Annotated in this window: 28 protein-coding genes and 1 riboswitch; of the genes, 15 read left to right on the forward strand and 13 right to left on the reverse strand. The window is 68.1% G+C overall.

Annotation, left to right across the window (positions count from 1 at the left end; all coding sequences use genetic code 11):
* Positions 1-8 precede the first annotated feature (8 nt).
* Both gpt and GBB76_RS05340 read right to left on the reverse strand, forming a co-directional pair.
* Positions 9-515, reverse strand: coding sequence for a xanthine phosphoribosyltransferase (gene gpt / locus GBB76_RS05335; protein ID WP_152302335.1), 507 nt, complete (start codon positions 513-515; stop codon positions 9-11).
* Positions 516-669: 154 nt separating this feature from the next.
* Positions 670-1,413 (reverse strand): molybdopterin-binding protein, encoded by a 744-nt coding sequence (locus tag GBB76_RS05340; protein ID WP_152302336.1) that lies wholly within the window; start codon positions 1,411-1,413, stop codon positions 670-672.
* A gap of 202 nt (positions 1,414-1,615) precedes the next feature.
* Here GBB76_RS05340 and GBB76_RS05345 point away from each other — a divergent pair, with 202 nt between their 5' ends.
* From GBB76_RS05345 to GBB76_RS05370, 6 genes are all read left to right on the forward strand, one after another.
* Complete coding sequence (locus GBB76_RS05345) at positions 1,616-3,037, forward strand: circularly permuted type 2 ATP-grasp protein (RefSeq protein WP_152302337.1); 1,422 nt, start codon at positions 1,616-1,618, stop codon at positions 3,035-3,037.
* Between the two features lie 130 nt (positions 3,038-3,167).
* On the forward strand, positions 3,168-3,791 hold the full coding sequence (locus tag GBB76_RS05350; RefSeq protein WP_152302338.1) for a LysE family translocator: 624 nt from the start codon (positions 3,168-3,170) through the stop codon (positions 3,789-3,791).
* A gap of 12 nt (positions 3,792-3,803) precedes the next feature.
* Complete coding sequence (locus tag GBB76_RS05355; RefSeq protein ID WP_152302339.1) at positions 3,804-4,748, forward strand: alpha-E domain-containing protein; 945 nt, start codon at positions 3,804-3,806, stop codon at positions 4,746-4,748.
* Positions 4,749-4,762: 14 nt separating this feature from the next.
* A complete protein-coding gene (locus tag GBB76_RS05360; RefSeq protein WP_152302340.1) occupies positions 4,763-5,599 on the forward strand; it encodes a transglutaminase family protein in 837 nt (278 codons plus the stop codon).
* A 105-nt stretch (positions 5,600-5,704) separates the two neighbouring features.
* Positions 5,705-6,451, forward strand: coding sequence for a peptidase (locus tag GBB76_RS05365; protein ID WP_152302341.1), 747 nt, complete (start codon positions 5,705-5,707; stop codon positions 6,449-6,451).
* A gap of 344 nt (positions 6,452-6,795) precedes the next feature.
* Positions 6,796-7,542 carry an SDR family oxidoreductase gene (locus GBB76_RS05370; RefSeq protein ID WP_152302342.1) on the forward strand — a complete coding sequence of 249 codons (747 nt, stop codon included), beginning with the start codon at positions 6,796-6,798 and terminating at the stop codon, positions 7,540-7,542.
* A gap of 42 nt (positions 7,543-7,584) precedes the next feature.
* Here GBB76_RS05370 and GBB76_RS05375 read toward each other — a convergent pair whose 3' ends face one another.
* Both GBB76_RS05375 and GBB76_RS05380 read right to left on the reverse strand, forming a co-directional pair.
* On the reverse strand, positions 7,585-8,187 hold the full coding sequence (locus tag GBB76_RS05375) for an exopolysaccharide biosynthesis protein (RefSeq protein ID WP_246669046.1): 603 nt from the start codon (positions 8,185-8,187) through the stop codon (positions 7,585-7,587).
* A gap of 157 nt (positions 8,188-8,344) precedes the next feature.
* Positions 8,345-8,659, reverse strand: coding sequence for an usg protein (locus GBB76_RS05380; protein ID WP_152302343.1), 315 nt, complete (start codon positions 8,657-8,659; stop codon positions 8,345-8,347).
* Between the two features lie 306 nt (positions 8,660-8,965).
* Between GBB76_RS05380 and groES the strand changes: the two genes are divergently transcribed.
* The 3 genes from groES to GBB76_RS05395 all read left to right on the forward strand — a co-directional run bounded on the left by groES (position 8,966) and on the right by GBB76_RS05395 (position 12,247).
* Positions 8,966-9,280: a co-chaperone GroES gene (gene groES, locus GBB76_RS05385; protein ID WP_152302344.1), complete on the forward strand. Its 315-nt coding sequence runs from the start codon at positions 8,966-8,968 to the stop codon at positions 9,278-9,280.
* A gap of 77 nt (positions 9,281-9,357) precedes the next feature.
* The gene (groL, locus tag GBB76_RS05390) at positions 9,358-10,998 is read left to right on the forward strand and encodes a chaperonin GroEL (RefSeq protein ID WP_152302345.1); all 1,641 of its coding nucleotides are present in this window, start codon (positions 9,358-9,360) and stop codon (positions 10,996-10,998) included.
* A 457-nt stretch (positions 10,999-11,455) separates the two neighbouring features.
* Entirely contained in the window at positions 11,456-12,247 is a 792-nt protein-coding gene (locus tag GBB76_RS05395) for an outer membrane protein (protein ID WP_152302346.1), read from the forward strand.
* Between the two features lie 97 nt (positions 12,248-12,344).
* Here the strand turns inward: GBB76_RS05395 and GBB76_RS05400 are convergent, their stop codons facing one another.
* From GBB76_RS05400 to GBB76_RS05415, 4 genes are read right to left on the reverse strand one after another with little or no spacing between them, the layout of a single operon-like run.
* Positions 12,345-12,965, reverse strand: a complete 621-nt coding sequence (locus tag GBB76_RS05400) for an ABC-type transport auxiliary lipoprotein family protein (protein ID WP_246669047.1) — start codon at positions 12,963-12,965, stop codon at positions 12,345-12,347.
* Positions 12,966-13,007: 42 nt separating this feature from the next.
* Positions 13,008-14,054 (reverse strand): MlaD family protein, encoded by a 1,047-nt coding sequence (locus GBB76_RS05405; RefSeq protein ID WP_152302348.1) that lies wholly within the window; start codon positions 14,052-14,054, stop codon positions 13,008-13,010.
* 6 nt (positions 14,055-14,060) lie between these two features.
* Positions 14,061-14,858 (reverse strand): ABC transporter ATP-binding protein, encoded by a 798-nt coding sequence (locus tag GBB76_RS05410; RefSeq protein ID WP_152302349.1) that lies wholly within the window; start codon positions 14,856-14,858, stop codon positions 14,061-14,063.
* 38 nt (positions 14,859-14,896) lie between these two features.
* Positions 14,897-16,045: an ABC transporter permease gene (locus tag GBB76_RS05415; protein WP_152302350.1), complete on the reverse strand. Its 1,149-nt coding sequence runs from the start codon at positions 16,043-16,045 to the stop codon at positions 14,897-14,899.
* 224 nt (positions 16,046-16,269) lie between these two features.
* Here GBB76_RS05415 and dgcA point away from each other — a divergent pair, with 224 nt between their 5' ends.
* Entirely contained in the window at positions 16,270-17,247 is a 978-nt protein-coding gene (gene dgcA, locus GBB76_RS05420; protein ID WP_152302351.1) for an N-acetyl-D-Glu racemase DgcA, read from the forward strand.
* Here the strand turns inward: dgcA and GBB76_RS05425 are convergent.
* Both GBB76_RS05425 and thiD read right to left on the reverse strand, forming a co-directional pair.
* Positions 17,217-18,410 (reverse strand): MFS transporter, encoded by a 1,194-nt coding sequence (locus GBB76_RS05425; protein ID WP_152302352.1) that lies wholly within the window; start codon positions 18,408-18,410, stop codon positions 17,217-17,219. The two genes, dgcA and GBB76_RS05425, sit on opposite strands and share 31 nt — an antisense overlap.
* An 81-nt stretch (positions 18,411-18,491) precedes the next feature.
* Positions 18,492-19,298: a bifunctional hydroxymethylpyrimidine kinase/phosphomethylpyrimidine kinase gene (thiD, locus tag GBB76_RS05430; RefSeq protein WP_152302353.1), complete on the reverse strand. Its 807-nt coding sequence runs from the start codon at positions 19,296-19,298 to the stop codon at positions 18,492-18,494.
* A 55-nt stretch (positions 19,299-19,353) separates the two neighbouring features.
* A riboswitch (TPP riboswitch) is annotated at positions 19,354-19,485 on the reverse strand.
* Positions 19,486-19,612: 127 nt separating this feature from the next.
* Here thiD and GBB76_RS05435 point away from each other — a divergent pair.
* Positions 19,613-19,849 carry an Lrp/AsnC ligand binding domain-containing protein gene (locus GBB76_RS05435; RefSeq protein WP_152302354.1) on the forward strand — a complete coding sequence of 79 codons (237 nt, stop codon included), beginning with the start codon at positions 19,613-19,615 and terminating at the stop codon, positions 19,847-19,849.
* A gap of 3 nt (positions 19,850-19,852) precedes the next feature.
* Here GBB76_RS05435 and GBB76_RS05440 read toward each other — a convergent pair whose 3' ends face one another.
* The 3 genes from GBB76_RS05440 to GBB76_RS05450 all read right to left on the reverse strand — a co-directional run bounded on the left by GBB76_RS05440 (position 19,853) and on the right by GBB76_RS05450 (position 22,053).
* Positions 19,853-20,791: a DMT family transporter gene (locus GBB76_RS05440; RefSeq protein ID WP_246669048.1), complete on the reverse strand. Its 939-nt coding sequence runs from the start codon at positions 20,789-20,791 to the stop codon at positions 19,853-19,855.
* A 66-nt stretch (positions 20,792-20,857) separates the two neighbouring features.
* Positions 20,858-21,598 carry a cytochrome b/b6 domain-containing protein gene (locus tag GBB76_RS05445; RefSeq protein ID WP_246669049.1) on the reverse strand — a complete coding sequence of 247 codons (741 nt, stop codon included), beginning with the start codon at positions 21,596-21,598 and terminating at the stop codon, positions 20,858-20,860.
* A gap of 8 nt (positions 21,599-21,606) precedes the next feature.
* Complete coding sequence (locus tag GBB76_RS05450; RefSeq protein WP_152302355.1) at positions 21,607-22,053, reverse strand: cytochrome c; 447 nt, start codon at positions 22,051-22,053, stop codon at positions 21,607-21,609.
* A gap of 251 nt (positions 22,054-22,304) precedes the next feature.
* Between GBB76_RS05450 and GBB76_RS05455 the strand changes: the two genes are divergently transcribed.
* The 4 genes from GBB76_RS05455 to GBB76_RS05470 all read left to right on the forward strand — a co-directional run bounded on the left by GBB76_RS05455 (position 22,305) and on the right by GBB76_RS05470 (position 25,888).
* Positions 22,305-23,120, forward strand: a complete 816-nt coding sequence (locus tag GBB76_RS05455; protein WP_152302356.1) for a universal stress protein — start codon at positions 22,305-22,307, stop codon at positions 23,118-23,120.
* A gap of 199 nt (positions 23,121-23,319) precedes the next feature.
* The gene (locus GBB76_RS05460; protein ID WP_152302357.1) at positions 23,320-23,922 is read left to right on the forward strand and encodes a LysE family translocator; all 603 of its coding nucleotides are present in this window, start codon (positions 23,320-23,322) and stop codon (positions 23,920-23,922) included.
* An 86-nt stretch (positions 23,923-24,008) separates the two neighbouring features.
* A complete protein-coding gene (locus tag GBB76_RS05465) occupies positions 24,009-24,836 on the forward strand; it encodes a UDP-2,3-diacylglucosamine diphosphatase (RefSeq protein ID WP_202911207.1) in 828 nt (275 codons plus the stop codon).
* Entirely contained in the window at positions 24,836-25,888 is a 1,053-nt protein-coding gene (locus tag GBB76_RS05470; protein WP_152302359.1) for a glycosyltransferase family 1 protein, read from the forward strand. Before GBB76_RS05465 ends, GBB76_RS05470 begins: the two co-directional genes overlap by 1 nt.
* Positions 25,889-25,891: the final 3 nt, after the last annotated feature.

Genomic DNA, 25,891 nt, shown 5'->3' on the forward strand with positions numbered 1-25,891 from the left:
GTTCGTCCTCACGCCACCCCGTCGCGGATCGGCGGCTGGAAACTCAGCCCCATGTCCCACGGGAAATAGATCCACGTATCCTGGCTTACCTCGGTGATGAAGGTATCGACCAGAGGCCGGCCGAGCGGCTTGGCGTAGACGGTGGCGAAATGCGCCTGCGGCAGCATCTCGCGCACCAGCCGCGCCGTCTTGCCGGTATCCACCAGATCGTCGACCACCAGCAGGCCGCGCCCGCCCTCGCCCGCCGCCGCCGTCACCACGTCGGCAATCGGCTTGAGCACCTCCATGGCGCCCTGCTTGGTGTAGTCGTGATAGCTGGCGATGCACACCGTCTCGATCAGCCGCAGGCCCAGCTCGCGCGCCACGATGGCGGCCGGCACCAGCCCGCCGCGCGTGATGCACACGATGCCGACGAACGGGCCCGCCCCTGCGAGCCGCCAGGCAAGCGCGCGGGCGTCGCGGTGGAACTGGTCCCAGGAGACCGGAAAGGCCTTCTTCTGGCGGTCGTCGGACATCAACGCATTTCCCGAACGGCCCGCGCCGGACGGGCTGGGCGGAGCCTCTGCCCGAGATCATTAGCGGGAGCGCGGCGCCTTCTCCAGTGCCGCGCCGGGAAATCCCCGCCTTAACCATAGCGGGCGGGCCTCCCGCCCCCGGAAAGACGCCGGCCTAGCGACGCGGCAGCGTCGTCAGCATCGCCGTGACGTCGGCGACCGCGGCGGCCAGCAGCCCCGCCTCGCGCGAGCGCACGACGAGATTGGTATTGGGGCGGCCGTGCTCGTCGGCGAAGGGATAGGAGCCGATCGACACCCCCGGATGCGCCTTGGCGATGGCGGCCAGCGGCCCGCCGACATCGCCCTCGCGGGCATCCGCGCGCACCGTCTCGGCGAGCATGACCCGGCCGGTCTTCAGCTTCGGCGCCACCTGGTCGAGCATCGCCTGCATGATCGCCGGCACGCCGGCCATGACGATGACGTTGCCGATCCAGAAGCCGGGCGCCTTCGACACCGGATTGGGCACCAGCGCGGCGCCGGCCGGAATGCGCGCCATGCGCAGCCGCGCCTCGTTGAGGTCTTCCGGCTTGATGTATTCGAGCAGCATGGCGCGGGCGCGCGGGTCGACATGGATCGGCACGCCGAAGGCCTTGGCGACGGAATCGGCGGTGATGTCGTCATGCGTCGGCCCGATGCCGCCGGTGGTGAAGAGATAGGTGACGCGGGCGCGTAGCGCGTTGACCGCCGCGACGATCTCCTCCTCCACGTCCGGCACCACGCGCACCTCGCGCACGTCGACCCCGATCGCCGTGAGGTACTCGGCGATGTAGCCGATGTTGCGATCCTTGGTCCGTCCCGAAAGTATCTCGTCGCCGATCACCAGGATCGCCGCCGTCACCGGTTCCGCCGCGCTCGTCATCCGATTCTCCTCCCCGCCCCTGCCGGGCCGCTGTCATTCGCCGCAATTCAGCGCAGCGCCCGCCGCAAGCAAGGGCACAGCGCCTTACAAATGGGCAATCCCCACGCAATACTGCGAATATCGCAATGCGGGATATTCCTCCCCTTCCGCTGGCACGGGCTTTGTAGCTAACTTGGGGAAGTTGGGGAGTAGATTTACACCAATGAGCGGCGCCTTCGACGAGATGACCAATGGGGACGGCTCGATCCGCCCCGCCTATGCCGCCCTGTCACGCTGGTTGAGCAACGTCCCGCCGGACGTGCTCGACTATCGTCGCAAGGAAGCCGAGTTCATTTTCCGGCGCATCGGCATCACATTCGCCGTCTATGGCGACAGCGATGCGCAGGAACGGCTGATCCCCTTCGACATCATCCCGCGCATCCTGACCGGCACCGAATGGCGCCGCATGTCGCGCGGGCTGGAGCAGCGCGTGAAGGCGCTGAATCTCTACCTCAAGGACATCTATTCCCGCCGCGAGATTCTCAAGGCCGGCGTGGTGCCCGAGGACCTCGTGTACCAGAACCCGGCCTTCCGGCCGGAGATGAACGGCCAGAAGGTGCCGCACGACCTCTACGTGCACATCGCCGGCATCGACGTGGTGCGCGTCGACGCCGACACCTTCTACGTGCTGGAAGACAATGCCCGCACGCCCTCCGGCGTCTCCTACATGCTGGAGAACCGCGAGATCATGATGCGGCTCTTCCCCGAGTTGTTCGCGGACAACCGCGTGGCGCCGGTGGAGAACTACACCGACGAGTTGCTCGCCACGCTCAAATCGGTGGCCCCGCACAGCGCCAGCAGCGATCCGGCCGTGGTGGTCCTCACCCCCGGCATCTACAATTCGGCCTATTACGAGCACTCCTTCCTGGCCGACAAGCTCGGCGTGGAACTGGTGGAGGGCCGCGACCTCTTCGTGCGCAACGACGTCGTCTACATGCGCACCACCGAGGGCCCGCGCCGGGTCGACGTCATCTATCGCCGCCTCGACGACGACTTCCTCGATCCGCTGACCTTCCGGCCCGACAGCGCGCTGGGCGTGCCGGGGCTGATGAGCGCCTACAATGCCGGCAACGTCACGCTGACCAATGCGGTCGGCACCGGCGTCGCCGACGACAAGGCGGTCTACAGCTACATGCCGGACATCATCCGCTTCTATCTCGGCGAGGAGCCGCTGCTGAAGAACGTGCCGACCTGGCGCTGCCGCGAGCCGGACCATCTCAAATACGTGCTCGAGCATCTGAGCGAGCTGGTGGTGAAGGAAGTGCACGGCTCGGGCGGCTATGGCATGCTGATCGGACCGCGCGCCGACAAGGCGCAGATCGAGCTGTTCCGCGCCAAGCTCAAGCAGGACCCGAACAATTTCATCGCCCAGCCGACGCTTGCCCTGTCCACCTGCCCGACCTTCGTCGACGAGGGCATCGCGCCCCGCCACGTGGATCTGCGCCCCTTCGTGCTCACCGGCTCCGACCGCGTGCGCATCGTGCCGGGCGGCCTGACTCGCGTGGCGCTGGAGGCCGGCTCGCTGGTGGTCAATTCGAGCCAGGGCGGCGGAACCAAGGATACCTGGGTGCTGGAGGAGAGCTGAGGAGCCTGCGATCTGATCGTCATCCCGGAGGGCCGCAGGCCGATCCGGGATCGTCTGCGGAATTGGTGAGCGATCCCGGCTCTTCGCCTCGCGGCGGCCGGGATGACGCAGGGTGGGAGCGCGTAGACAGATGCCGATTGAGACATGGCTGGCCTTCGTCGCCGCCTCGGCGGTCCTGCTGGTGATACCCGGGCCGACCATACTGCTCGTCGTCTCCTATGCGCTCGGACAGGGGCGCAAGGTGGCGCTGCCGGTGGCCCTCGGCGTCGCGCTCGGCGACTTCACCGCGATGACGCTCTCCATGCTCGGCCTCGGCGCGCTGCTCGCCACCTCGGCGACGCTGTTCACCGTGCTGAAATGGATCGGCGCCGGCTACCTGATCTGGCTCGGCATCAAGCTCTGGCGGGCTGGCGGCGAGGCCAGTTTCGGCGAAGCCCGTACGGCGGGGTCGCCCCTGCGCATGACCCTGCATGCGTGGCTGGTGACGGCGCTGAACCCGAAGAGCCTGACCTTCTTCGTAGCGTTCCTGCCGCAATTCCTCGACCCGGCCGGCGACCTCCTCACCCAGATGGCGATCTTCGAGACCACCTTCCTCGTGCTCGCCGCCGCCAATGCCTTCGGCTACGCGCTGCTCGCCGGCCGCCTGCGCGGCGCGGTGCGCAGTCCCCGGCTCTTCGCCACCATCAACCGGGTCGGCGGCTCTCTCCTGATCGCGGCGGGCGTGGCAACGCTTGCCTGGCGCAACGCCAAATAGAACGCGGGTCCCATGCTCTCTCGTACTGCCGACAATCTCTACTGGCTGTCCCGCTACATGGAGCGGGCGGACTGCCTCGCCCGCATCCTCGACGTCACCCAGCGCCTCGCCCAGTTGCCGGCGGCCTATGGCGGCTCGACCAATGAATGGCGCTCGGCGCTGCTGACCGCCGGCTGCGCCGACCTGTTCAAGCAGGTGCATGGCGAGGAGGCCAACGAGCAGAACGTCGTCAATTTCCTGGCCTTCGCGCCGGAGAACCCCTCCTCCATCCGCAACTGCTTCGAGATCGCCCGCACCAATGCCCGCTCGGTGCGTACGGCGCTGACCATCGAGATGTGGGAGACCATCAACTCGGCCTGGCTGGAGCTGAAGCGCTACTCCACCAAGAACATGACGCGCGAGGAACTGGCGCGCTTCCTGTCCTTCGTGAAGGAAACCTCGCTGCGCTTCGACGGCGCCGCCTACCGCACCATGCTGCGCAACGATGCGTTCTGGTTCTCGCGGGTCGGCATGTATGTCGAGCGCGCCGACAACACCGCGCGCATCCTCGACGTGAAGTACCACGTGCTGCTGCCCGATTCCGAGCATGTCGGCGGACCGCTGGACTACTTCCAGTGGGCCTCGATCCTGCGCTCGGTGTCGGCGCTCACCTCGTTCCACTGGGTCTATCGCGAGAGCGTGAAGCCCTGGCTGGTGGCGGACCTGCTCATTCTCAACGCGCAGATGCCGCGCTCGCTGACGAGCTGCTACCAGAACATCACCCGCTATCTCGACGACATCGCCGCCTATTACGGCCGGCAGGGCGGCTCCCAGCGCATCGCCCGCTCGACCCTCACCAAGCTGGGCAACAGCCGGATGGACGACATCTTCGTGACCGGCCTGCACGAGTACATCGATTCCTTCGTCATCGAGAACAACCGCCTCGGCTCCACCGTCACCGAGCAGTACCTGCTCTGATCCGGCTTCGTGTCATGCGTATCCATGTGAACCACGCCACCACCTACACCTACGACCCGCCGGCCAACGGCGCGATCCAGACCCTGCGCCTTACGCCCCGCAACCATGACGGCCAGTATGTCGTCTCGTGGCGCATCGACGTGTCGGAGGGCAGCCGCCTGCGGGCGCACGAGGACGCCTTCGGCAACGTCACCCACACCTTCGCGGCCGAGGGGCCGATCGGCGAACTGCGCGTGCTGGTCGAGGGTGCGATCGAGACGCAGGACACCGCCGGCGTCATCCGCGGCGTCACCGAGCGGTTTCCGCCCTCGCTGTTCCTGCGTGGCTCCGAGCTGACCACCCCCGACATCGAGCTGGCCGGCTTCGCGGCAACCGCGTGCGCCGGCGAGGGCGACCGCATCACCCGTCTGCACACGCTGATGGACGCCATCGCCGACGTGATGACCTTCGACCCGGACCCGACCCATTCATCGACCACCGCCGTCGAGGCGTTCAAGCTGAAGCGCGGCGTCTGCCAGGACTTCGCGCACATCTTCACCGCCTGCGCCCGCCATGTCGGCATCCCGGCCCGCTATGTGAGCGGCTATCTGGTCGGCGACGGTGCCGAGGCCGAGCTGCGCGCCGGCCACCAGGCCGGGCATGCCTGGGCCGAGGCGCATATTGAGGGCCTCGGCTGGGTCGGCTTCGATGCCGCCAACCGGCAGTGCCCGACCGAGGCCTATGTGCGCGTCGCCATCGGCCTCGATTATCTCGGCGCCGCGCCTGTGCGCGGCAATCGCTATGGCGGCGGCGACGAGAACCTCACCGTCGCCCTCAAGGTCGATCAGTCGAGCCGCCAGATTCAGGGGTAGTACGGAAAGCCTCGGGTTGCCCGGCAGGAAAGCGCCCCGCTATAAGGGCGCATGGAAAAGTCGCCCGCCTCGTGCATGGGCGGCGGACCAGGGGAAGCGCCTTTCATGACCTATTGCTGTGGTATTTTGGTGCGTGACGGTCTCGTCATGATCGCCGACACCCGTACCAATGCCGGGCTCGACAACGTGTCGACCTTCCGCAAGCTCCATGTCTTCGAGGAGCCCGGCCGCCACGTTCTGGCGCTGTCGACCGCCGGCAATCTCTCCATCTCGCAGGCGGTCATCTCGACGCTGCAGGAGGGGCTGGAGAACCCCGAGACCGGCCGGAAGGACACGCTTTCCACCTGCACCTCGATGTTCCGCGCCACCCAGCTCGTGGGCGCCGCCGTGCGCCACGTCTACGATCTGTACGGTGCCGGGCTCAAGGAGGCGGATATCCGCTTCGACGTCTCCTTCCTGTTCGGCGGGCGGGTCAATGGCGGGCGGCTACGGCTGTTCATGATCTACGCCGCCGGCAACTTCATCGAATGCACCAACGACACGCCCTTCCTGCAGATCGGCGAGCACAAATACGGCAAGCCGGTGCTGGACCGCTCGATCAGCTACGACATGGACCTGTACGACGCGCTGAAGTCGGGCCTCATTTCGATGGATTCGACCATGCGCTCGAATCTCGGCGTCGGCATGCCGATCGACATCCTCGTCACCCGCCGGGACGCCAACGAATCCGAGCTGAACTACCGCATCGAGCCGGGCGAGCCCTATTTCCACGACCTGCGCGAACGCTGGTCGGCCGCCCTGCGCGCGGCGCATAACTCGATCCCGCGCCCGCCCTATGGCGGCTCCCGCTGATCCGGCAACGCAAGAAAGGCCGGCCACGCGCGACGTGACCGACCTTTCCGCTTGCATGGAACGTCCCGATCATCGCGGGCGCGTACCGTCACCGTCAGGTGATCAGGTACAGAAGAATGATGATCGGAATCGGAATACCGATGAGCCACATCAGAATAGCGGGCATGATCCTTCACCTCCCGTATGATTGACTTGTCTGCCGCCCTGATAACGCGTCGACCACCTTGTGGTTCCTTGCGACGTGCGCGGACTGTCGGCGCAGGGGCCGTAACCGGCCGCCCCGCGCGGCGGTCTTGTCCGCCGCCCGGCTCTCGTCCATCTTCCCGGCCTCGGGAGGAACCAGAATGAACGCCAATCGCATCGCCCTCGTCACCGGCGCCGGAACCGGCATCGGCAAGGCCGCCGCCATCGCGCTGAGCGAGGCCGGCTTCACCGTCGTTCTCACCGGGCGCCGCGCCGAGCCGCTGGAAGCGGTCGCCGCCCTGCTCGGCGGCAACGGCCACGTCGTGACGTCCGATGTCGCCGACGCCGCCTCGGTCGCCGCGCTGTTCGAGACCGTGGCGCAGCGCTTCGGCCGGCTCGACGTGCTGTTCAACAATGCCGGCGGCTGGTCGGCAGCGACGCCGATCGAGGATATCCCGCTCGAGGACTGGCAGCGCGTGGTGAATGTGAACCTGACCGGCGTGTTCCTGTGCACGCAGGCCGCCATCCGGCTGATGAAGGCGCAGGACCCCAAGGGCGGGCGCATCATCAATAACGGCTCGATCTCCGCCCACGCGCCGCGCCCGCTCACCGGCCCCTATACGGCGACCAAGCACGCGGTGAGCGGCCTGACCAAGCAGGTCGCGCTGGAAGGCCGCGCCCATAACATCGCCTGCGGGCAGATCGACATCGGCAATGCCGACACCGACATGGCGGTGAAGATGAAGACCGGCATTCTGCAGGCGAACGGCCAGATCATGGTCGAGCCGACCTTCGACCCCGCCCATGCCGGGCGTGCCGTCGCCTACATGGCGAGCCTGCCGCTCGACGCCAATGTGCTGACCATGACCATCATGGCGACCAACGCGCCCTTCGTCGGGCGCGGCTGACGGCGAAAGGCCCGGCCGGAAACGGCCGGGCGCGCCTGCGGATCAGATATAGGCGACCGCGCCCTGGAACAGCATCCAGCTCAGGAAGCCCATCACGCCGACGCTCAGCAGCGTGGCGACCACGCCGGCGAAGATGAACACGCCGTCGCGCTCGACGAGGCCGAGGCCGAGGATCACCACCGCGATGCCCGGCGGCAGGTTGCCGAAGATCGGGATCGGCAGCAGCAGCAGCAGCCCGAGCACCAGCACCATGCCGCCCAGCACGAAGCGCGCCGAGGGCGACGAGAAATAGGGCAGCCGCGGGCGCGAATAGCCCTCGAAGCGGCGGATCCATTTCAGGGAGCCGTTGATGATCTTCTCGATCAGCGCGCGCGAGACGGTGCGGTTGGCGAGCCAGCGCGGCAGCCACAATTCGTCGCGGCCCATCAGCATCTGTGCGCCGACGAGGCAGAGCAATACGCCGCAGATCACCGGCAGGCCCGGCGGCATCGGCAGGCAGTTCGGCAGGCCGAGCAGCAGGATCGACAGGCCGAAGGCGCGGTTGCGCAGCGCGTGCACGATTTCGCCCACGCCGATACGCTCCGCCGAATGGGCGGTGACGATGGCGGAGAGCAGTTCCGATGTGCGGGGCGAGCGGTGATCCACGTGCCGTGACTCAGGTGCCTGACATGCGCTGGGCAGCCGACAGGGCGCCCAATCCGCGCCCTCATAGCACGACACTCGCGTCAAGAAGAGGGCATCGTTGGGCGGTCGTTCCCGGATCGCCTCGCGGCAGCCACGCCGGCACGCTCCGGCGGGCGGCTCAGTTGAGCATGTACAGCCCGCCGACCGCCCGCAGTTCCGCCGGCCGGATGAGCCGCGCATGCGCGACCTGCACCGAATGCAGCGGCCCTTCCAGCTCGCGCTTCCAGAAATCGAGGAAGCGGTTCAGCTCGGGAAAATGCGGGCACAGATCGTAGCACTGCCACAGATAGGACTGCAGGATCGCCGGGTGATCCGGCAGCCGGTAGAGGATCTGGGCCGTTGTCAGCCCATAGCCCGAAAGCTGACGGCGGAAATCCTCCGATACCTGCCCGCCCGCCGTCGCCTCGCTCGACGATGCCTCATGGCCTGCCATGTGGAACCTCCTTTCGTGGACGATTCGAATTGTGTGGCCATGCCCGCCCGCCGGCAAGCCCGTAAGTTATAATTGATGTGCAAATTCAATAGGCTAGCAGCATCAATGACGGAGTGCTGACAGATTGGCCCCGCCATGCTTGGCACTCTCCTTTCGCGACTGCCAATTTTTTCCGGTTCGCACCTTGCGCCGCTTTTGCCTGCCGCCTAGATGTCCGAACGGCAATGCAGCGCAGGCACGGGCGATCCGCACCACAGCCGCTGTGTTGCCGGATCAAACGATCGTTCAGGAATTTGGAGAGAACCGATGAAGTTCCGTCCCCTGCATGACCGGGTCGTGGTCAAGCGTATCGAAGCGGAAGAGAAGACCGCGGGCGGCATCATCATTCCCGACACCGCCAAGGAAAAGCCCTCGCAGGGCGAAGTGATCGCGGCGGGTCCGGGTGTCCGCGACGAGGCCGGCAAGCTGGTGCCGCTCGACGTGAAGGCCGGCGACAAGGTGCTGTTCGGCAAGTGGTCGGGCACCGAGGTCAAGATCGACGGCGTCGACTACCTCATCATGAAGGAGTCCGACCTCCTCGGCGTGCTGGAAGACACCGCCTCCGCCAAGAAGGCCGCGTGAGACCGCCCCTTCCGTCCGCAATGCTTGCCTGAGGCCGCCTCACCCGCGGCCCTCCACGCTCCACCGGAGAGAGATACATGTCTGCCAAGGAAGTTAAGTTTTCGACGGACGCGCGCGACAAGATGCTGCGCGGCGTCGACATTCTCGCCAATGCGGTGAAGGTCACGCTCGGTCCCAAGGGCCGCAACGTCGTCATCGAGAAGAGCTTCGGCGCCCCGCGCATCACCAAGGACGGCGTCACCGTCGCCAAGGAGATCGAGCTCGAGGACAAGTTTGAGAACATGGGCGCCCAGATGGTGCGCGAAGTGGCCTCGAAGACCAACGACCTCGCCGGCGACGGCACCACCACCGCCACCGTGCTCGCCCAGGCCATCGTGAAGGAAGGCGCCAAGTCGGTCGCCGCCGGCATCAACCCGATGGACCTCAAGCGCGGCATCGACCTCGCGGTCGAGGCCATCGTCGCCGACATCAAGAAGAACGCCAAGAAGGTCACCTCCAACGACGAGATCGCCCAGGTCGGCACCATCTCCGCCAATGGCGACGCCGAGATCGGCAAGTTCCTCGCCGAGGCGATGCAGCGCGTCGGCAATGAGGGCGTGATCACCATCGAGGAAGCCAAGACCGCCGAGACCGAGCTGGACGTGGTCGAGGGCATGCAGTTCGATCGTGGCTACCTCTCCCCCTACTTCATCACCAATGCCGAGAAGATGCGGGTCGAGTTCGAGGACCCCTATATCCTCATCCACGAGAAGAAGCTCTCGGGCCTGCAGGAACTGCTCCCGGTGCTCGAGGCGGTGGTGCAGACCTCCAAGCCGCTGCTGATCATCGCCGAGGACATCGAGGGCGAGGCTCTGGCCACCCTCGTCGTCAACAAGCTGCGCGGCGGCCTCAAGGTCGCGGCAGTGAAGGCCCCCGGCTTCGGCGACCGCCGCAAGGCCATGCTGCAGGACATCGCGATCCTCACCGGCGGCACCGCCATCTCCGACGATCTCGGCATCAAGCTCGACTCGGTGACGCTGGGCATGCTCGGCCGCGCCAAGAAGGTCGTCATCGAGAAGGAGAACACCACCATCGTTGATGGCGTGGGCTCCAAGAAGGACATCGAGGCCCGCATCTCCCAGATCAAGGCGCAGATCGAGGAGACCACCTCGGACTACGACCGCGAGAAGCTGCAGGAGCGTCTGGCCAAGCTGGCCGGCGGCGTCGCGGTGATCCGCGTCGGCGGCGCGACGGAAGTCGAGGTCAAGGAGAAGAAGGACCGCGTCGACGACGCGCTGCACGCCACCCGCGCGGCGGTCGAGGAAGGCATCCTGCCGGGTGGCGGCGTCGCCCTGCTGCGCTCCATCAAGGCGCTCGACGGCATCAAGACCGCCAATGCCGACCAGAAGACCGGCGTCGACATCGTGCGCCGCGCCGTTCAGGCCCCGGCCCGTCAGATCGCCGCCAATGCGGGCGAGGACGGTTCGCTCATCGTCGGCAAGATCCTTGAGCAGGACAGCTATTCGTTCGGCTTCAACGCGCAGTCGGGCGAGTATGTCGACATGTTCAAGGCGGGCGTCATCGACCCGGCCAAGGTTCTGCGCTCCTCGCTGCAGAACGCGGCCTCGGTCGCCTCGCTGCTGATCACCACCGAGGCGATGATCGCCGAGCTGCCGAAGAAGGCCTCTGCCGCCCCGGCAATGCCGGGCGGCGGCGGCATGGGCGGCATGGACTTCTGAGGAAGTCCATCCGCCCCTGCGGTTGGTTGGTGCCGAAGCCGGGCAAGCCCGGCTTCGGTTGCGGCATGGACTTCTGAGAACGTCCATCCGCCCCTGCGGTGAGCTGAGTGCACAAGCCGGCCGAGGCCGGCTTGTGCGGCGGCATGGACTTCTGGGAAATCCACCCAAGCAACGAGAATGAATAGAAGGGCGTGGCGCAAGCCGCGCCCTTTTCATTTCCGCTCAATCACGCGTGAGTGAAGTCGTCGCCCGCGCCCTCCGCCTGAGGCAGAGCAGAGTTTCGCGACACGGAACAAAATACCGCGCGAGGACCATCATATTACCCTTGGATGATCCAACTCCTGCGAATTGTTGCACGTCGAACACACCGACTGACCCAATGTAATCGGTACATTCCAACCGAACTAGTTGGTGACATCGGTGTCATAACGTCTGCAACGAACATACAGGAGGCCACATGAAACGCTCGCTGCTTCTCGGCGCCGCTGCCCTGCTCGCCACCACGGCCGGCACCTACGCCGCAGACATGCCCTATCCCACCAAGGCGCCCGACATGGTGGCCATGGTCCCCGCCTTCTCGTGGACCGGCCTCTATCTCGGCGGCAATGCCGGCTATGGCTGGGGCACGACCGACTCCGACAACAACGCGCTGTTCGATGCCGGCCCGGACTACACGCCCGGCGTCGGGTTCTATCCCGGCGCGAACCAGAGCATGGACCTCAACGGCTGGGTGGCCGGCGGCCAGATCGGCTACAACTACCAGCTTGAAAACAACTGGGTGGTCGGCGTCGAGGCGGACTTCCAGTGGACCGGCGCTGAGAACGACAGCGACCTGCTCTCATCCGTCAACGGCCCCTATTTCCAGAACAGCGGCGAGCTCGAATGGTTCGGCACGGTGCGCGCCCGCCTCGGCTATGCCTTCGATCGCCTGCTGGTCTACGGTACCGGCGGCTTCGCCTATGGCAAGGTCTCGGCGAGCAGCACGGTGGCGGCGGCCCCCGGCGGCATTCCGCTCTGGGAAACCGCGACGTCGGGCTCGGACGACTCGGTGCTGACCGGCTGGACCATCGGCGGCGGCCTCGAATATGCGCTGACCGACAACTGGATCCTGCGCGGCGAGTATCTCTATGTCGACCTCGGTTCGAGCAGCCTGACCCTGCCGCTGGCCGGCACCGGCGGCAGCTACATCAACACCGATGCCTCGGTGACGCAGAACATCGTGCGCGCGGCGATCAGCTACAAGTTCTGAGCGCTCCCGCCACGCCCGACACCCCGCCAGAAACAACAAAGCCCGGCGTCGAGCCGGGCTTTCGCGTTTTCGATACCCTGGCGCGCCGGCGCGGCGCTCAGAACCGGCTCGACGCCCAGCGCACGATCTGCACGAACACCTCGTCGGAAGCCATGTCGAGCGCCTGGGTGGCATTGGTGCCGCTGGTCGAGGCGGCGGGCACGCTGGCGCGGAACACCTGCGCCGCGACGATGCGGCCCGAGCTGTTGCCGACGATCTTCACCGATACCTCGACCACCGCCTGGGTGCCGCCGTCGAAGGTGCGCAGGCCGAAGGCGCGCAGGTCCGACAGCAGGATGTAGTCGGGGCTCAGCCCCTCGCCCGCCCGGCCAACCGAACGCCCCCGGTTGCCGTTCTCGAAAGCTTCGATCAGCCGCGCCTGGAACAGCGCCGGCAGCCGGTCGCTCCACTGCGCATTGTCGAGATAGGTGATCTGGCCCGGCGCCGGCTCGACGACGATGCGCGCGGTGTCGAGCACCTGCAGCGCGGTCGGCGGGCCGATGACGAGCAGGCCGGCGCCACGGCGCGGCGCGTTGAAATCCGCCGGCGCGCTCAGGTCGAAGGTCGGCACCGCCTTGTCGCCACCCGACAGAATCGAGCCGCAGCCGCCCAGCGCAAGGGCGAGCGCCATTGCGGCCGCGCAGCCGGCCAGCCTGCGATAGGTGTTGCTGAAGCTCACGCCCTCGCCCCTGCCCCCATGACGTCCCAGACCCCCCATCGGCTAGCGCCCAGTGTAGTTGGGAACGTTCGACCCGCCAAAGATGAACTGGCGGGGATTACGCTCGAAATTACGGAAAACGCGCTCGATCTCGCCAAGCGTGCGCCGGCCGTCGACCGCCAGCGCCTCGTATTGCCGCAGGCCGGGCCCGGTGAACTTGTTCAGGTTGACGGAAAGTTCGGCGGTGCGGGTGTCGAGATTGACCGCCAGCTTGCGGATCTCCGCCGCCGCGCTGGTGATCTCGTTGAACATGCCCTTGCCTTCCTCGCTCGTGGTCATCGCCGCCACATTGTCGAGGATAGAGTTGAACTTCAGCGCCATGCCGTCGAGCTGGGCGGAGAATTTCGCCACGTCGTCCACCGTGCTGCCGACCTTGGTCGGATCGAGCGAGACGACGACCTTGTTGAGATTGTCGGCCAGCGTGCTGATGCGCTGCGCCGCCCCGCCCGTCTCCTTCAGGAAAGTGTCGATGTTGCCGGCATTCTGGCCGAGCGCGGCGGTGAACTTGTCCACATTGTCGATCACCGAGGCGATCTTGGTGTCGTTGGCGCGCACGAGGTCGTCGACGCGCGTGGCGATGTCGTTGACGCGGCCCAGCACCTCGCGGGCGGTCCGCACGAGGTCCTGCACCGCCGAGGTGTTGGCGTCGATGCGCGGCAATTCGCCCTCGGGCGGGGCCGGCAGCGGCGTTGCCTCGTTCGAGCCGCCGACGAGGCCGACCGACGACAGGCCGGTCAGGATCTGCGAGTCGAGCGTTGCCCGCGTGTCGGACTTGATCGGAGTGCCCGGCTGCACGGCGATGGTGGCGACCACCTTGCGCGGGTCCTGCGTGTCGAGGCGCAGCCCCGTCACCTCGCCGACCGGGATGCCGTTGAACGTCACCGACGAGCCGGTCTGCAGGCCGCTGACGACGCCGGAGAACACCACGTCATAGGAGGTGCGCGGCCCGCGGCTGTTCGATCCGGTGAACCACCAGACGAAGACGAAGCCCGCCGCGACGATGGCGAGGGTGAACAGGCCGATGATGGTGTAGTTGGCGCGTGTTTCCATGGGTCCTCAGCGCGCCTCCGCGCTCGCGAAGCCGGCGGCGCGCGCCCGCTTGCCGTGGAAATAGGCGGAGACCCAGGGATGTTTCGACGCCAGCATGGTCTCGATCGGCCCGACTGCGATTACCTTGCCCTCCCCCAGCGCCGCGATGCGGTCGCATACCGTATGAAGGCTGTCCAGATCGTGGGTTACCATGAATACGGTCAGCCCCAAAGTCTGCTGCAAGGTGGCGATAAGCTCGTCGAACTCGCCCGCGCCGATCGGGTCGAGACCCGATGTCGGCTCGTCGAGGAACAGGATCTCCGGATCGAGCGCCAGCGCCCGCGCCAGCGCCACGCGCTTGATCATGCCGCCGGAAAGCTCGGACGGCGCCTTCTCCGCCACGTCGGGCGCCAGCCCCACCATTTCCAGCTTGGCGATGGTCAGCTCGTCCATCAGGCCGGGCGACAGGTCGAGATATTCGCGCATCGGGAACTGGATGTTCTGGCGCACGGTCAGCGAGGAGAACAGGGCGCCCTGCTGGAACAGCACGCCCCAGCGCCGCTCCAGCAGCCGGCGCTCCGCGTAGCTGAGCGTGTCGATGTTCTGCCCGAACACCTCCACCGTGCCCGAGCGCTTGTGAACCAGCCCGAGAATGGCGCGCGTGAGCACCGATTTGCCGCCGCCCGAAGCGCCGACGAAGCCGAGGATCTCGCCGCGCATCACGTCCAGCGACAGCCCGTTGAGCACGACGCGCTCGCCGAACCCGACCACGATGTCGCGCACGCGGATGATCGGCTCGCCGGGTGCCACATCCAGCGTCGCCATGTCCGGGAGAGTGTCGCCCTGAGCCTGCACCGCGCGCCTCACATGTCGATCGCGGCGAAGAACATGGCAAACAGCCCGTCCACCACGATCACCAGGAAGATTGCCTTCACCACCGCGGCGGTGGTGTGCGCGCCGAGCGACTCGGCGCTGCCGCCCACCCGCATGCCCTCCATGCAGGCGATCAGGCCGATGATGGCGGCCATGAAGGGCGCCTTGATCATGCCGACCTCGAAAGTGTTGAGGGCGATGGCCTCCTTCAGCCGGGCGATGAAGATCTCCGGCGAGATGCCGCCATAGAGCCAGGCCACCAGCCCGCCGCCGGACAGCGCGCACATATTGCCGATGAAGGTCAGCAGCGGCACCGCGATGATCAGCGCGACAAGGCGCGGCAGCACCAGCACCTCGTTGGGATCGAAGCCCATCACGCGCAGCGCGTCGACCTCCTCGCGCATCCGCATCGAGCCGAGTTCGGCGGTGAAGGCGCTGCCCGAGCGGCCGGCGACCATGATGGAGACGATCAGCACGCCGAGTTCGCGCAGGGTGAGGATGCCCACCATGTCGACGACATAGGTCGTGGCGCCGAACTTGCGGAAATGGAAGATGCCCTGCTGCGCGATGATGCAGCCGATGAGGAAGGTGATCAGCGCGACGATCGGCACGGCGCGCAGGCCGGTGCGCTCCAGATGATAGATCATCGAGGTGAAGCGGAATGTGTGCGGCCGGACCAGAACGCGCAGAAGGGCCGACATCGCCGTGCCGATGAAGGACAGCAGCGCCAGGCCGTCCTGCGCCATCGCGACCGTCGTGCGGCCGACCAGCTGGATGCTGCCGATGACGGCGTTCACATGCCGCGTACGCGGGGGATTCTCGTGGCTGCCCTTGACGATATCGTCGAGCAGCGGGCGGAACCGGCGCTCCAGCCCGACGATCTGGAAGCGCACGCCATCCTTTTCGAGCGCCTGGATGATCCGGTCGAGCACCACCGCGCCGAGCGTGTCGAAGCCGCGCACGCCGGACAGGTCGAAGCGGGCGCTTTCCGTAGGAGCGGCAGCGAGTTCGGCCAGGGCGGCGTCCACGCTACCCTCGAGCGCCCGCCCCTGCACGGCCAGCCAGCTGCCATTGCCCACGAACACGAGTTCGCGGCCATTTCGGGCCGTGGCCAGAAGCGGCGCTTCAGCGGCTCCCAAGAGTGGCTCCCAAAAAGTGGCTCCCCAATCGCCGAATTCGCGATGTATTTCTTAGCCGTAAGCCTCCGCGCCGTCGAGGGAGCCGGACCCTCATGGGCGCCCCAGGCTGCCCGATCGGCACTTAATCGCGGCCAGTGTGGTTTCGCGGCGACGCCACCGCCGGCAGCCGGAACGCTATGCTGTCCCATGGTCGACGATTCGGTCGCCCCCGTGGTCTGCCAATCATGACCCGCATCAAGGTCCTTGCCGAGAGCTTCCCGATTCGCGGCAGCTTCACCATCGCCCGCGGCTCGAAGAGCGAGGCCGTCGTGGTGCGGGTCGAACTGCGCGACGGCGCCCATGTCGGCCAGGGCGAATGCGTGCCCTATGCGCGCTATGGCGAGAGCGTCGCCGGAGTCGTCGAGACGCTCATCGCCCTCGCCGGCCGCATCGAGGCCGGCCTGCGCCGCGACGAGCTTCAGCTCACCCTGCCGCCCGGCGCGGCGCGCAACGCGCTCGATTGCGCCTTCTGGGACCTCGACGCGAAACGCGCCGGCGTGCGCGCCCATGAGCTTGCCGGGCTCCCCGCGCCCGGGCCGGCGCTCACCGCCTTCACGATCAGCCTCGACACGCCGCAGGCCATGGCCGAGGCCGCCCGCGCCAGCGGCCATGACCTTCTCAAGCTCAAGCTGGGCACTGAGGGCGACAGGGCGCGCCTGCGCGCGGTGCGCGACGCCGTGCCAGGCACCCGGCTGATCGTCGACGCCAATGAGGGCTGGACGGTCGAGAACATCGCCGAGAACCTCGCCGCCTGCGCGCGGGCCGGTGTCGAGCTGGTCGAGCAGCCGCTGCCGGCGGCGCGGGACGCCGCGCTGGCCGACATCCCCCATCCGGTGCCGATCTGCGCCGATGAAAGCGCGCATGGGCTGGACGGCCTGCCCGACCTCATCGGCCGCTACGACGCGCTCAACATCAAGCTGGACAAGACCGGCGGCCTCACCGAAGCCATCGAACTGGCCCGCGCCGCCCAGGCGCACGGCCTCGACATCATGGTCGGCTGCATGGTCGCCACCTCGCTCGCCATGGCCCCGGCCATGCTGCTGGCCCCGCTGGCGCGCTTCGTCGATCTCGACGGGCCACTGCTGCTGGCGCAGGACCGCGCGCCGGCGCTGCGCTACGAGGGCAGCGTGGTCTATCCGCCCGATCCGGCGCTGTGGGGCTGATCGGCCCGCATCGAGGCGCAGGCCAGCGCGAGGAGCGCGCCAGCCGTGGCCAGGCCCGCCGAGACCAGAAAGGTCTGCGCGCCGAAGCTCTGCCAGAGCGGCCCGGAAACCAGAGTCGCCCCGGCCATGGCGATCGCGGTCGCGCAGGCCGCGATCCCCTGCACGCTGGCGCCGCGACCGGGCGGCGCGTGGCGCGCGACAAGTTCCACCGTGCCGAGATAGGTGCAGCCGAAGGTCAGCGCGTGCAGCGGCTGTAACAGAAGCAGCAGCAGCAGCGGCGGATCGAGCGCCATCGCCGCGAAACGCAGCAATCCGGCGAGGCCGCCGAGCAGGAGCAGCCGCTCCGGGCCGAGATGGTGCGTTACCCGCGTGCCGAAATGGAACAGCACCACCTCCGCCAGCACCCCGAGCGACCACAGAAGCCCGATGGTGCCGTCCGACAATCCCTTTGAATGCCACTCGATCGAGGCGAAGGCATAGAGCGCGGCGTGCGAGCTTTGCACCAGCGCCGCGGCGACCATGCCGACCAGCAGCACCGGCGCGAGACCGCCAAAGGCGCGGCGCGGGCGACGGTCCGCCGGCGCCTTCGCGGGACGCGGCAGTGGCGAGGCTTCCCTGAGGGCCGAGGCGGCCAGGGCCGCCGCGACGCTGCCGGCCACGATCAGCCAGATCACCGCGTCGTGCGACACCGGGCCGGCAAGGCCGGCGAGCAGGCCGCCCGCCACCAGATTGCCGCCGATGAAGGCCATCGAGCCCCACAGCCGCACCCGGCCGTAATCCACCAGCCCCTCGCGCCGGCGCGCCACCGCATAGGCGTCCAGCACCGGCAGGCTCGGCTGCCAGAAGGCGGCGACGACGCCGAGGGCGACGAGAATGAAGGTGGCTCCCGGCGCCAGGGCGATGAAGACGAAGCACAGGGCGGTGCCCAGCGAATAGCCGATCAGCGTGGCGCGCGGCCGGCCGCTATGGTCGGCCAGCAGCCCGCCGAGCGGCATCGTCACCAGCCGCACCACCTGCGGAATGGCGAGCGCCAGCGCGATCATCGCCGCGTCGAAGCCGCGATGCTGCAACCAGACCGGAAAGAACGGCACGAAGACGCCGATGCCGAAGAACAGCCCGGCATAGACGGCGGCGATGGCATGGCGGGGCGCGATGACGGGCACAACGGGGCACCAGCGGGGACCGCGCCTCGATAGCAGCCCCAGGCCGCGCGTGCGAGGCCCCTCGGCGCGCCGGCCGCGACGTCACCACCAGGCGTGGAAGTGGTGCACCGGACCGTGGCCACGCCCGATCTCCAGTTCCTCGGAGCGGGCCAGCGCGCGGGTGAGATAGTCCTTCGCCGCCGTCACCGCCTCGCGCAGCGACAGGCCGCGCGCGAGGCCGGCGGCGATGGCGGAGGACAGCGTGCAGCCGGTGCCGTGGGTGTTGCGGGTGGCGACGCGCGGCGCGCTGAGTTCGAGAACGCCCTCGGCGTCGAGCAGCACGTCGGTGCTCTCCGGCCCTTCGCCATGCCCGCCCTTGATCAGCACCGCGCGCGGGCCGAAGGCGAGCAGCCGCTCCGCCTGCGCACGCACCTCTGCCAGCGTGCCGGCCGGCGCCTCGTCGAGCAGCGCGGCGGCCTCGGGCAGATTGGGCGTGATGAGCAGGGCGCGCGGCAGCAGCCGGGCGCGCAGCGTGTCGATCGCCTCGGGCACCAGCAGCCGGTCGCCGGAGGCCGCGATCATCACAGGGTCGAGCACGACGACGGACTGGCGGTGGCGCTCCAGCCCGGCGGCCACCGCCTCGATGGCCTCGGGGCGCGAGAGCATGCCGATCTTCACCGCATCGACGGCGATGTCCGAGAACACCGCGTCGATCTGCGCGCCGATGAAGGCAGGCGGCACGTCGTGGATGCCGGTGACGCCGACCGTGTTCTGCGCGGTGAGCGCGGTGATCACGCTGGCGCCATAGACGCCGAGCGCCGAAAAGGTCTTGAGATCGGCCTGTATCCCGGCGCCGCCGCCGGAATCCGAGCCCGCAATCGTCACCGCGATCGGTGTGGAACCGCCCATCTTCGCCTCCCTCGCCGCGCGGTCCGGGGGCGTCGTCGCAGGCAAGTCCCCTCGCCGGCGCGCGCGACCCGTTCCCTCCGCCGGCATGACCCGGATCAGGTTCGTGGGTTGGCGCCGGCTGCGGCCCGGATTTTCAGGGCAACGCCGCCTCGCCTCTCAGCCCCTGCGGGCACCCCAACGAGATCGTCATGGCGAGATAGGCGAAGCCGCCCGCCCGCGCAAGCCGGGCGCCGCTGCCGGCCGGCGGCAGGGGTTGCGCGCGGGCCGGGCTTCTGTTCCTTATCGGCCTCCCGACCCGAAGCCGGAATGCCGTGATGGTTCCCTTCTTCATGCAGATCAAATGTCACCTCGGCCATTCCTACGAGGTGGCGAACGCCATCGCCGACGCGGAGATCGCCTCGGAGATCTACTCGACCGCCGGCGAGTTCGACCTGCTGGTGAAGTTCTACGTGCCGGAGGGCACCGACATCGGCCATTTCGTCAATGAGAAGGTGCATCTCTTCCCGGGCATACAGGACACCCGCACCATCATCACCTTCAAGGCGTTTTGAGCCTCAGGCGGTCGGGCCGGAGGGCGGTGTCGCCGCCGCGTCCTCGCGGTTGCGCTCGATGCCGAGGCGCCGCTCGCGCCAGATGACGAAGAGGCCCGCCCCGATCACGATGGACGCGCCGAGCACCACCAGCAGCGGCGGCGCCTCGGCGAACAGGATGAAGCCGAGCAGCAGCGACCACAGCATGGCCGAATAGGCGAAGGGCGCCACCACCGAGGCGGGCGCGTAGCGGTAGCTCTCGGTCAGCAGGATCTGCCCGACGCCGCCGATCAGCCCGGTCGCCACCAGTAGCGCCGCCTCGCCGGGACCCGGCCGCACCCAGCCCCAGCCCGCTGTGGCCAGCCCGGCGACCGCCGCCAGCGCCTGGAAATAGAACACGATGGCCGCCGTCGTCTCGGTCTGGGTAAGCCGCCGCACCTGTATCATCGCCCCGGCGGTGAAGCCGGCCCCGATCAGCGCGCAGGCGGCCCCGACCACATGGTCGGCGCTGTCGAAGGACCCCGACATGTGCGGCCACAGCATCACCACCACGCCGGCGAGCCCGACGCCCACCGCCGTCCAGCGATAGGCCTGCACCCGCTCGCGCAGCAGCAGCGCCGCCAGCGCCACGGTGAGCAGCGGCGCGGTGAAGCCGATGGCGGTGGCGTCGGCCAGCGGAATGCGTGCCAGCGCGGCGAAGCCGAGGCTCATCGCCATGACGCCGACAGTGCCGCGCAAAATGTGCCCGAACGGGTTCGCCGTGCGCACCGCGGCGCTCACCTCGCCGCGCCAGGCCAGCAGCGCGAGCAGCGGAAACAGCGCGAAAAAGGAGCGCGAGAACACGACTTCGCCGGTCGGAACACGCTCCGAGACGATGCGGACGAGAGCCGACATGATGGTGAAGAGGAACGTCGCGGCGACCTGCAGCGCGATGCCCTTGAGCGCATTCATGATGGGCGCCATGGAGCACTTTCCCGACCGGCCCGCAAGCCGGCCGGAGCCCGATATTTCAAGCCCGCCCGGCGCGCCTCACGGGAAGGGATCGCCGCCCGCCAGCGCGATCGCGCCGAACACCGCCGCGATCGCCACCGCGAGGCAGGCGAGCGCCCGCCCCACAGCCCCCGGCGTCGCCGGCGCCCGGTCCACGAAGTCGCCCGCCGGCTTGCGCCCGCCGATCATGGCGCCGATCAGATTGTCCCGCCCGAACAGCGAATGGGCCAGATTGGCCGTCACATGCAGGGCGAGCAGCGCCAGCAGCCAGGGGTAGAGCCACTGGTGCCAGGCCGAGGCGCTGCGGATGGTCTCGTCGCTCGCCACCGCCGTCATCGGCGCGTAGACGGCGATGTCGTCGCTGGTGAACAGGCCGGTCAGCGACTGGGCGCCGACCACGACCAGCAGCGCCATCACCATCCAGCCGCCGGGCGGGCTGTGGCCGAGAAAATGCTGCGGGCGGCCGCGCCGCATGTCCCTGGCATAGGCGAGCACGGCACCGGGGCCGCGCAGGAAGCCGGCAAAGCGCGCCGTCGAGCCGCCGACGAAGCCCCAGAGCAGGCGGAACACCAGCACGACAAGAATCGCGAGGCCGTTCCACTGGTGCCAGACCAGCCCGGCATCGCCATAATAGCGGCTGGCGAAGGCGAGCCCCACCAGCGCGGCCAGAGTCCACTTGGCGAGCCGCGTCGGCAGGTCCCACGCCAGCACGTCCTTCGCCGGCACGTCCTTCGCCAGCACATCCGGCGCCCGGGACGGCGCCGGCGATGTCGAGGGCACGCTCAACCTCACTTCTTCTGGCGGTACGTGTCGTGGCAGGTGCCGCAGGTGCGGATCACGCCCGGGAAATTCGCCTTGAAGCTAGCCTCGTCGGTAATGGCGGCGCGGGCGGCGGTCGCATCGGACGCCAGCTTGCCGAACAGCGCGTCGAATTCGGCCTTCTTCTGCCACACGGCCGGCAGCGCCTCGGTGTCCGGGCCCGGTCCGGATCCCTCGGGGAACAGCGCGGGCAGCGCCTTTGCGTTCTTCGCATAGGCGTCGAGCGCCGTCTGTACCGTCGCGAGGTCGAACGGGGCCTGACCCCGCAGCATGCCGGCGACCGGCCGGGTGACGCTGCCGAACTCCTTCAGGAGGGCCTGCCGCTCCTTTACGACGTCGGGCTGGGCGACCACGGCGGTAGCCGCAATGGCGGAGAACATGGCGATTGCAGCGGCAATCGTCAGGCGACGCGACATGAAGAACTCCCTACTCGACGTGCTGCGGCGCAGCACAGGCCGGGCTACCTTATTGTCGCTCCAGACAAAGACAATCGGCCGGAGGTCGCGGTCGCGCGCTCGTGAAGGCGCGGGCGCCGCGCCGCGCCGCGCCGGGAACAGGTATGGTGAATACCTAGTGTTTCTTGCTGATCGTGCTTTTCCGCATTTTCATCGGTACCGCTTTGACCTTAGGTCACAACAGATAACCCACCCACCGGAGAGAAGCGCCCATGTCCATCCGCACCGTCCTGCTGCACGCCGCGCCCGATTCGGGCTTCAACGACCGTCTCGCCTTCGCCGTGACGCTGGCCCGCCAGTCCGGAGCGGCGATCAAGGCGGTCTATACGCTCTATCCCGCCGGTGTCCCGCGGGTGGGCCGCGCTCTCTCGATCTACGTGAACGAACTCGTCCATGAGGCGAAGGAGAAGGAAGCCGGCCTCAAGGCTCAGTTCGAGCAGACCATCGCCGGTGCCGGCGTGACCGGCACCTGGACGGTTGTCGAGGGTGAGGTCGCCTCTGCGCTGCGCGAGGAAGTCACCTTCGCCGACGTCACCGTCGTCAGCGAGACGCCCTACGGCACCGTCGACGACCAGCTCGCCGCCACCCTGCCCGAGCATCTTGCGCTCGCCTGCAACGGCCCGGTGGCGGTGGTGCCGACCGGCAAGCCGGTGCCGACCCGCATCGGCCGCGCCCTGGTGGCGTGGAAGCCCTCCCGTGAGGCGGGCCACGCCGTGCGCTTCGCCCTGCCGGTGCTCGCCACCGCCGACGAGGTGGAGGTGCTCACCGTCGAGGAAGGCGATCCGGCCACCGCTGCGTCCGGCGCCCGGCTGACCGTCTGGCTCACCAGCCATGGCGTCAATGCCCGCCATCACCACGCCAAGGAAAGCACGGCCGGCGTCGCCATCGCCAACGAGGCCCAGAAGTTCGGCGCCGATCTGGTGGTGATGGGCGTCTACAGCCGCTCGCGCCTCGCCGAGATGGTGCTCGGCGGCGTCACCGCCTCGCTGCTGACCGACCCGCCGGCGACCCTGCTCGTCGCCCATTGATCGCCGCCCTCCGGGGCAGCCCGTCGACAATGCGATGCCGCCGCGCCCGGCCGGGCCGGCGGCATCGGCTTTTCCGCCCGGCGGCCGGCGGCGCGCCCCGCGGGGATTCCGGGTTGCAAGCGGGCGCCGCCCCGCCTAGCAGTCGACGGCCTGTGCCGGCGGCGCGTGACGTTTCCGCCGGCTCGCGAGGGAGCCCGCCGTGCCGCTGTCGTCGCAACTCCTGCCGCTGTTTCTCTTCGCCCTCGCCGGCGCGCTCACGCCGGGGCCCAACAACATGATCTCGGCCGGCTCGGGCGCCGCCTTCGGCTTCCGCCGCACCCTGCCGCAGATATGGGGCGTCACGGTCGGCTTCAGCATCATGGTGGTCGCGGTCGGCATGGGGCTCGGCACGCTGTTCATGACCATCCCCTACATGCACCAGACGCTGAAGATCGTCGGCTCGCTCTATCTGCTCTACCTCGCCTGGAAGATCGCCAATGCCGGCGGGCCGGGCGGAGGCACCGCCATGGAGAAGCCAATGACGGTGCTGCAATCGGCGCTGTTCCAGTGGGTGAACCCGAAGGCGTGGACGATCGCGCTCAGCATCGTGCCGGCTTTCACGACGGTGGGCGGAGACAATCTGTTCGCCGAAGTCGTCGTCATTTCCATCGTCACCGGCATCGTGACCTTCCCGAGCCTGTGCCTGTGGGCCGGATTCGGCGCCCTGCTCGCCCGGCTGCTGTCGACCCCGCGCCAGCAGCGGATCGTCAATTACGTGATGGCCGCGCTCGTCGCCGCCAGCGTGGTGATGCTTTTCATGTGAACGCTGCAGCGCAGCATCGTCATAAAAGCGTGATGTGACTCGGGCTTTCTGCCCTCATGAACACATCACCGGGCCTGTTCGCAGCCATGATCGACGGGGCTTCCGAGGTGAACGACGCACCCGAGGGTCGCCGCTACCGCAGCCTCTTCCTGTCCGATGTTCATCTCGGCACGAAGGGCTGCCAGGCCGATCTGCTGCTCGACTTCCTGCGCTACCACGAGGCCGACACGATCTATCTCGTCGGCGACATCGTGGACGGCTGGCGCCTGCGCTCCGGCTGGTACTGGCCGCAGGCCCATAACGACGTGGTGCAGAAGCTCCTGCGCAAGGGCCGCAAGGGCGCGCGCATCGTCTACCTGCCGGGGAACCACGATGAATTCCTCCGCGATTATTACGGCAGCCATTTCGGCGGCATCGAGGTGGTCGAGACGGCGATCCACGAAGCCGCCGACGGCAAGCGCTACCTCGTCATCCATGGCGACGTGTTCGACGTCGTCGTGCGCCACGCCAAATGGCTCGCCTTCCTCGGCGACGGCGCCTACACCGCCGCTCTCGGGCTCAACACCTATCTCAACTGGATACGGCGCAAGCTCGGCTTTCCCTATTGGTCTCTGAGCCAGTGGGCGAAGCTGAAGGTGAAGAACGCGGTCAACTTCATCGGCCGCTTCGAGGAAGCCGTGGCCACCGAGGCCCGGCGTCACAAGGTGGACGGCGTGGTGTGCGGCCACATCCACCATGCCGTCATTCACAACAGTTTCGGCGTCGAGTACCTTAACTGCGGCGACTGGGTCGAGAGCTGCACGGCGATCGTCGAGCATTCCGACGGGCGCTTCGAGCTGATCGACTGGGCGCGCGAGACCCGGGCGCGGGTGAACGCGCCGCTGCTGCTCGAAAGCCCGAAGGTCGCCGCCTGATGCACATTCTCATCGCGACGGACGCCTGGCTGCCCCAGGTCAACGGCGTCGTCCGCTCGCTGCAGAACACCGCCCGCGAAGCCGCCGCGCTCGGCGCGCGCATCGACTTCCTCACCCCGGCCGACTTCCGCACCGTGCCGATGCCGACCTATCCCGAGATACGCCTCGCCCTGGCCACGCCCGGCCGCATCGCCCGGCGCATGGACGAGATCGGCGCCGACTTCGTGCACATCGCCACCGAGGGCCCGATCGGTCTCATGGCGCGGCGCGTGTGCCTGCGCCGCCGGCAGAGCTTCACCACCAGCTACCACACCCGCTTCCCGGAATATCTCGCCGCCCGGGCGCCGGTGCCGGAGCGGCTGTCCTACGCCTTCCTGCGCCGCTTCCACAATTCCGGCGCCGGGATCATGGTTTCCACGCCGACGCTGGAAGCGGAGCTGAGCGGGCGCGGCTTCAAGAACATCATGCGCTGGTCGCGCGGCGTCGATTCCGGGCTGTTCCACCCGCGCCCGCCCGAGGAATTCGACCCGCGCGTCGCCGCGCTGCCGCGCCCGATCTTCCTGTCGGTCGGCCGCGTCGCGGTGGAGAAGAACATCAGCGCCTTCCTGGATCTGGACCTGCCCGGCAGCAAGGTCGTGGTCGGCGACGGCCCGGCGCGCGCCGAACTCACCGCCCGTCACCCGGACGTGCATTTCCTCGGCCTGAACGAGGGCGAGGCTCTGGCGCGCATCTATGCGGCGGCGGACGTGTTCGTCTTCCCCAGCCTCACCGACACCTTCGGCATCGTGCTGCTGGAGGCGCTCGCCAGCGGCCTGCCGGTCGCCGCCTATCCCGTCACCGGCCCGAAGGACGTGATCGGCGAGACGGAGATTCCCGTCGGCGTGCTGGGCGAGGATCTGCGCCAGTCCGCCCTCGCCGCGCTCGACATCGACCGCGCCGCCACGCGCGCCTATGCGCAGCGTTTCAGCTGGCGCGCCTGCACCGAGCAGTTCCTGCACAATATCGAGATGGCCCATTCCCGCGCCGCGCGGGCCGCCGCCCTCGCGGGGTGACGC

Origin of the sequence: Ancylobacter sp. TS-1 (assembly GCF_009223885.1) — a bacterium.
Classification (GTDB): domain Bacteria; phylum Pseudomonadota; class Alphaproteobacteria; order Rhizobiales; family Xanthobacteraceae; genus Ancylobacter.

Excerpts from the sequence above, each read along its gene's own strand:
- gpt (WP_152302335.1), bottom strand. The coding sequence starts at position 515 with ATGTCCGACGACCGCCAGAAGAAGGCCTTTCCGGTCTCCTGGGACCAG.
- GBB76_RS05340 (WP_152302336.1), bottom strand. The coding sequence starts at position 1,413 with ATGACGAGCGCGGCGGAACCGGTGACGGCGGCGATCCTGGTGATCGGC.
- GBB76_RS05345 (WP_152302337.1), top strand. The coding sequence starts at position 1,616 with ATGAGCGGCGCCTTCGACGAGATGACCAATGGGGACGGCTCGATCCGC.
- GBB76_RS05350 (WP_152302338.1), top strand. The coding sequence starts at position 3,168 with ATGCCGATTGAGACATGGCTGGCCTTCGTCGCCGCCTCGGCGGTCCTG.
- GBB76_RS05355 (WP_152302339.1), top strand. The coding sequence starts at position 3,804 with ATGCTCTCTCGTACTGCCGACAATCTCTACTGGCTGTCCCGCTACATG.
- GBB76_RS05360 (WP_152302340.1), top strand. The coding sequence starts at position 4,763 with ATGCGTATCCATGTGAACCACGCCACCACCTACACCTACGACCCGCCG.
- GBB76_RS05365 (WP_152302341.1), top strand. The coding sequence starts at position 5,705 with ATGACCTATTGCTGTGGTATTTTGGTGCGTGACGGTCTCGTCATGATC.
- GBB76_RS05370 (WP_152302342.1), top strand. The coding sequence starts at position 6,796 with ATGAACGCCAATCGCATCGCCCTCGTCACCGGCGCCGGAACCGGCATC.
- GBB76_RS05380 (WP_152302343.1), bottom strand. The coding sequence starts at position 8,659 with ATGGCAGGCCATGAGGCATCGTCGAGCGAGGCGACGGCGGGCGGGCAG.
- groES (WP_152302344.1), top strand. The coding sequence starts at position 8,966 with ATGAAGTTCCGTCCCCTGCATGACCGGGTCGTGGTCAAGCGTATCGAA.
- groL (WP_152302345.1), top strand. The coding sequence starts at position 9,358 with ATGTCTGCCAAGGAAGTTAAGTTTTCGACGGACGCGCGCGACAAGATG.
- GBB76_RS05395 (WP_152302346.1), top strand. The coding sequence starts at position 11,456 with ATGAAACGCTCGCTGCTTCTCGGCGCCGCTGCCCTGCTCGCCACCACG.
- GBB76_RS05405 (WP_152302348.1), bottom strand. The coding sequence starts at position 14,054 with ATGGAAACACGCGCCAACTACACCATCATCGGCCTGTTCACCCTCGCC.
- GBB76_RS05410 (WP_152302349.1), bottom strand. The coding sequence starts at position 14,858 with ATGGCGACGCTGGATGTGGCACCCGGCGAGCCGATCATCCGCGTGCGC.
- dgcA (WP_152302351.1), top strand. The coding sequence starts at position 16,270 with ATGACCCGCATCAAGGTCCTTGCCGAGAGCTTCCCGATTCGCGGCAGC.
- thiD (WP_152302353.1), bottom strand. The coding sequence starts at position 19,298 with ATGGGCGGTTCCACACCGATCGCGGTGACGATTGCGGGCTCGGATTCC.
- GBB76_RS05435 (WP_152302354.1), top strand. The coding sequence starts at position 19,613 with ATGGTTCCCTTCTTCATGCAGATCAAATGTCACCTCGGCCATTCCTAC.
- GBB76_RS05440 (WP_246669048.1), bottom strand. The coding sequence starts at position 20,791 with ATGGCGCCCATCATGAATGCGCTCAAGGGCATCGCGCTGCAGGTCGCC.
- GBB76_RS05450 (WP_152302355.1), bottom strand. The coding sequence starts at position 22,053 with ATGTCGCGTCGCCTGACGATTGCCGCTGCAATCGCCATGTTCTCCGCC.
- GBB76_RS05455 (WP_152302356.1), top strand. The coding sequence starts at position 22,305 with ATGTCCATCCGCACCGTCCTGCTGCACGCCGCGCCCGATTCGGGCTTC.
- GBB76_RS05465 (WP_202911207.1), top strand. The coding sequence starts at position 24,009 with ATGATCGACGGGGCTTCCGAGGTGAACGACGCACCCGAGGGTCGCCGC.
- GBB76_RS05470 (WP_152302359.1), top strand. The coding sequence starts at position 24,836 with ATGCACATTCTCATCGCGACGGACGCCTGGCTGCCCCAGGTCAACGGC.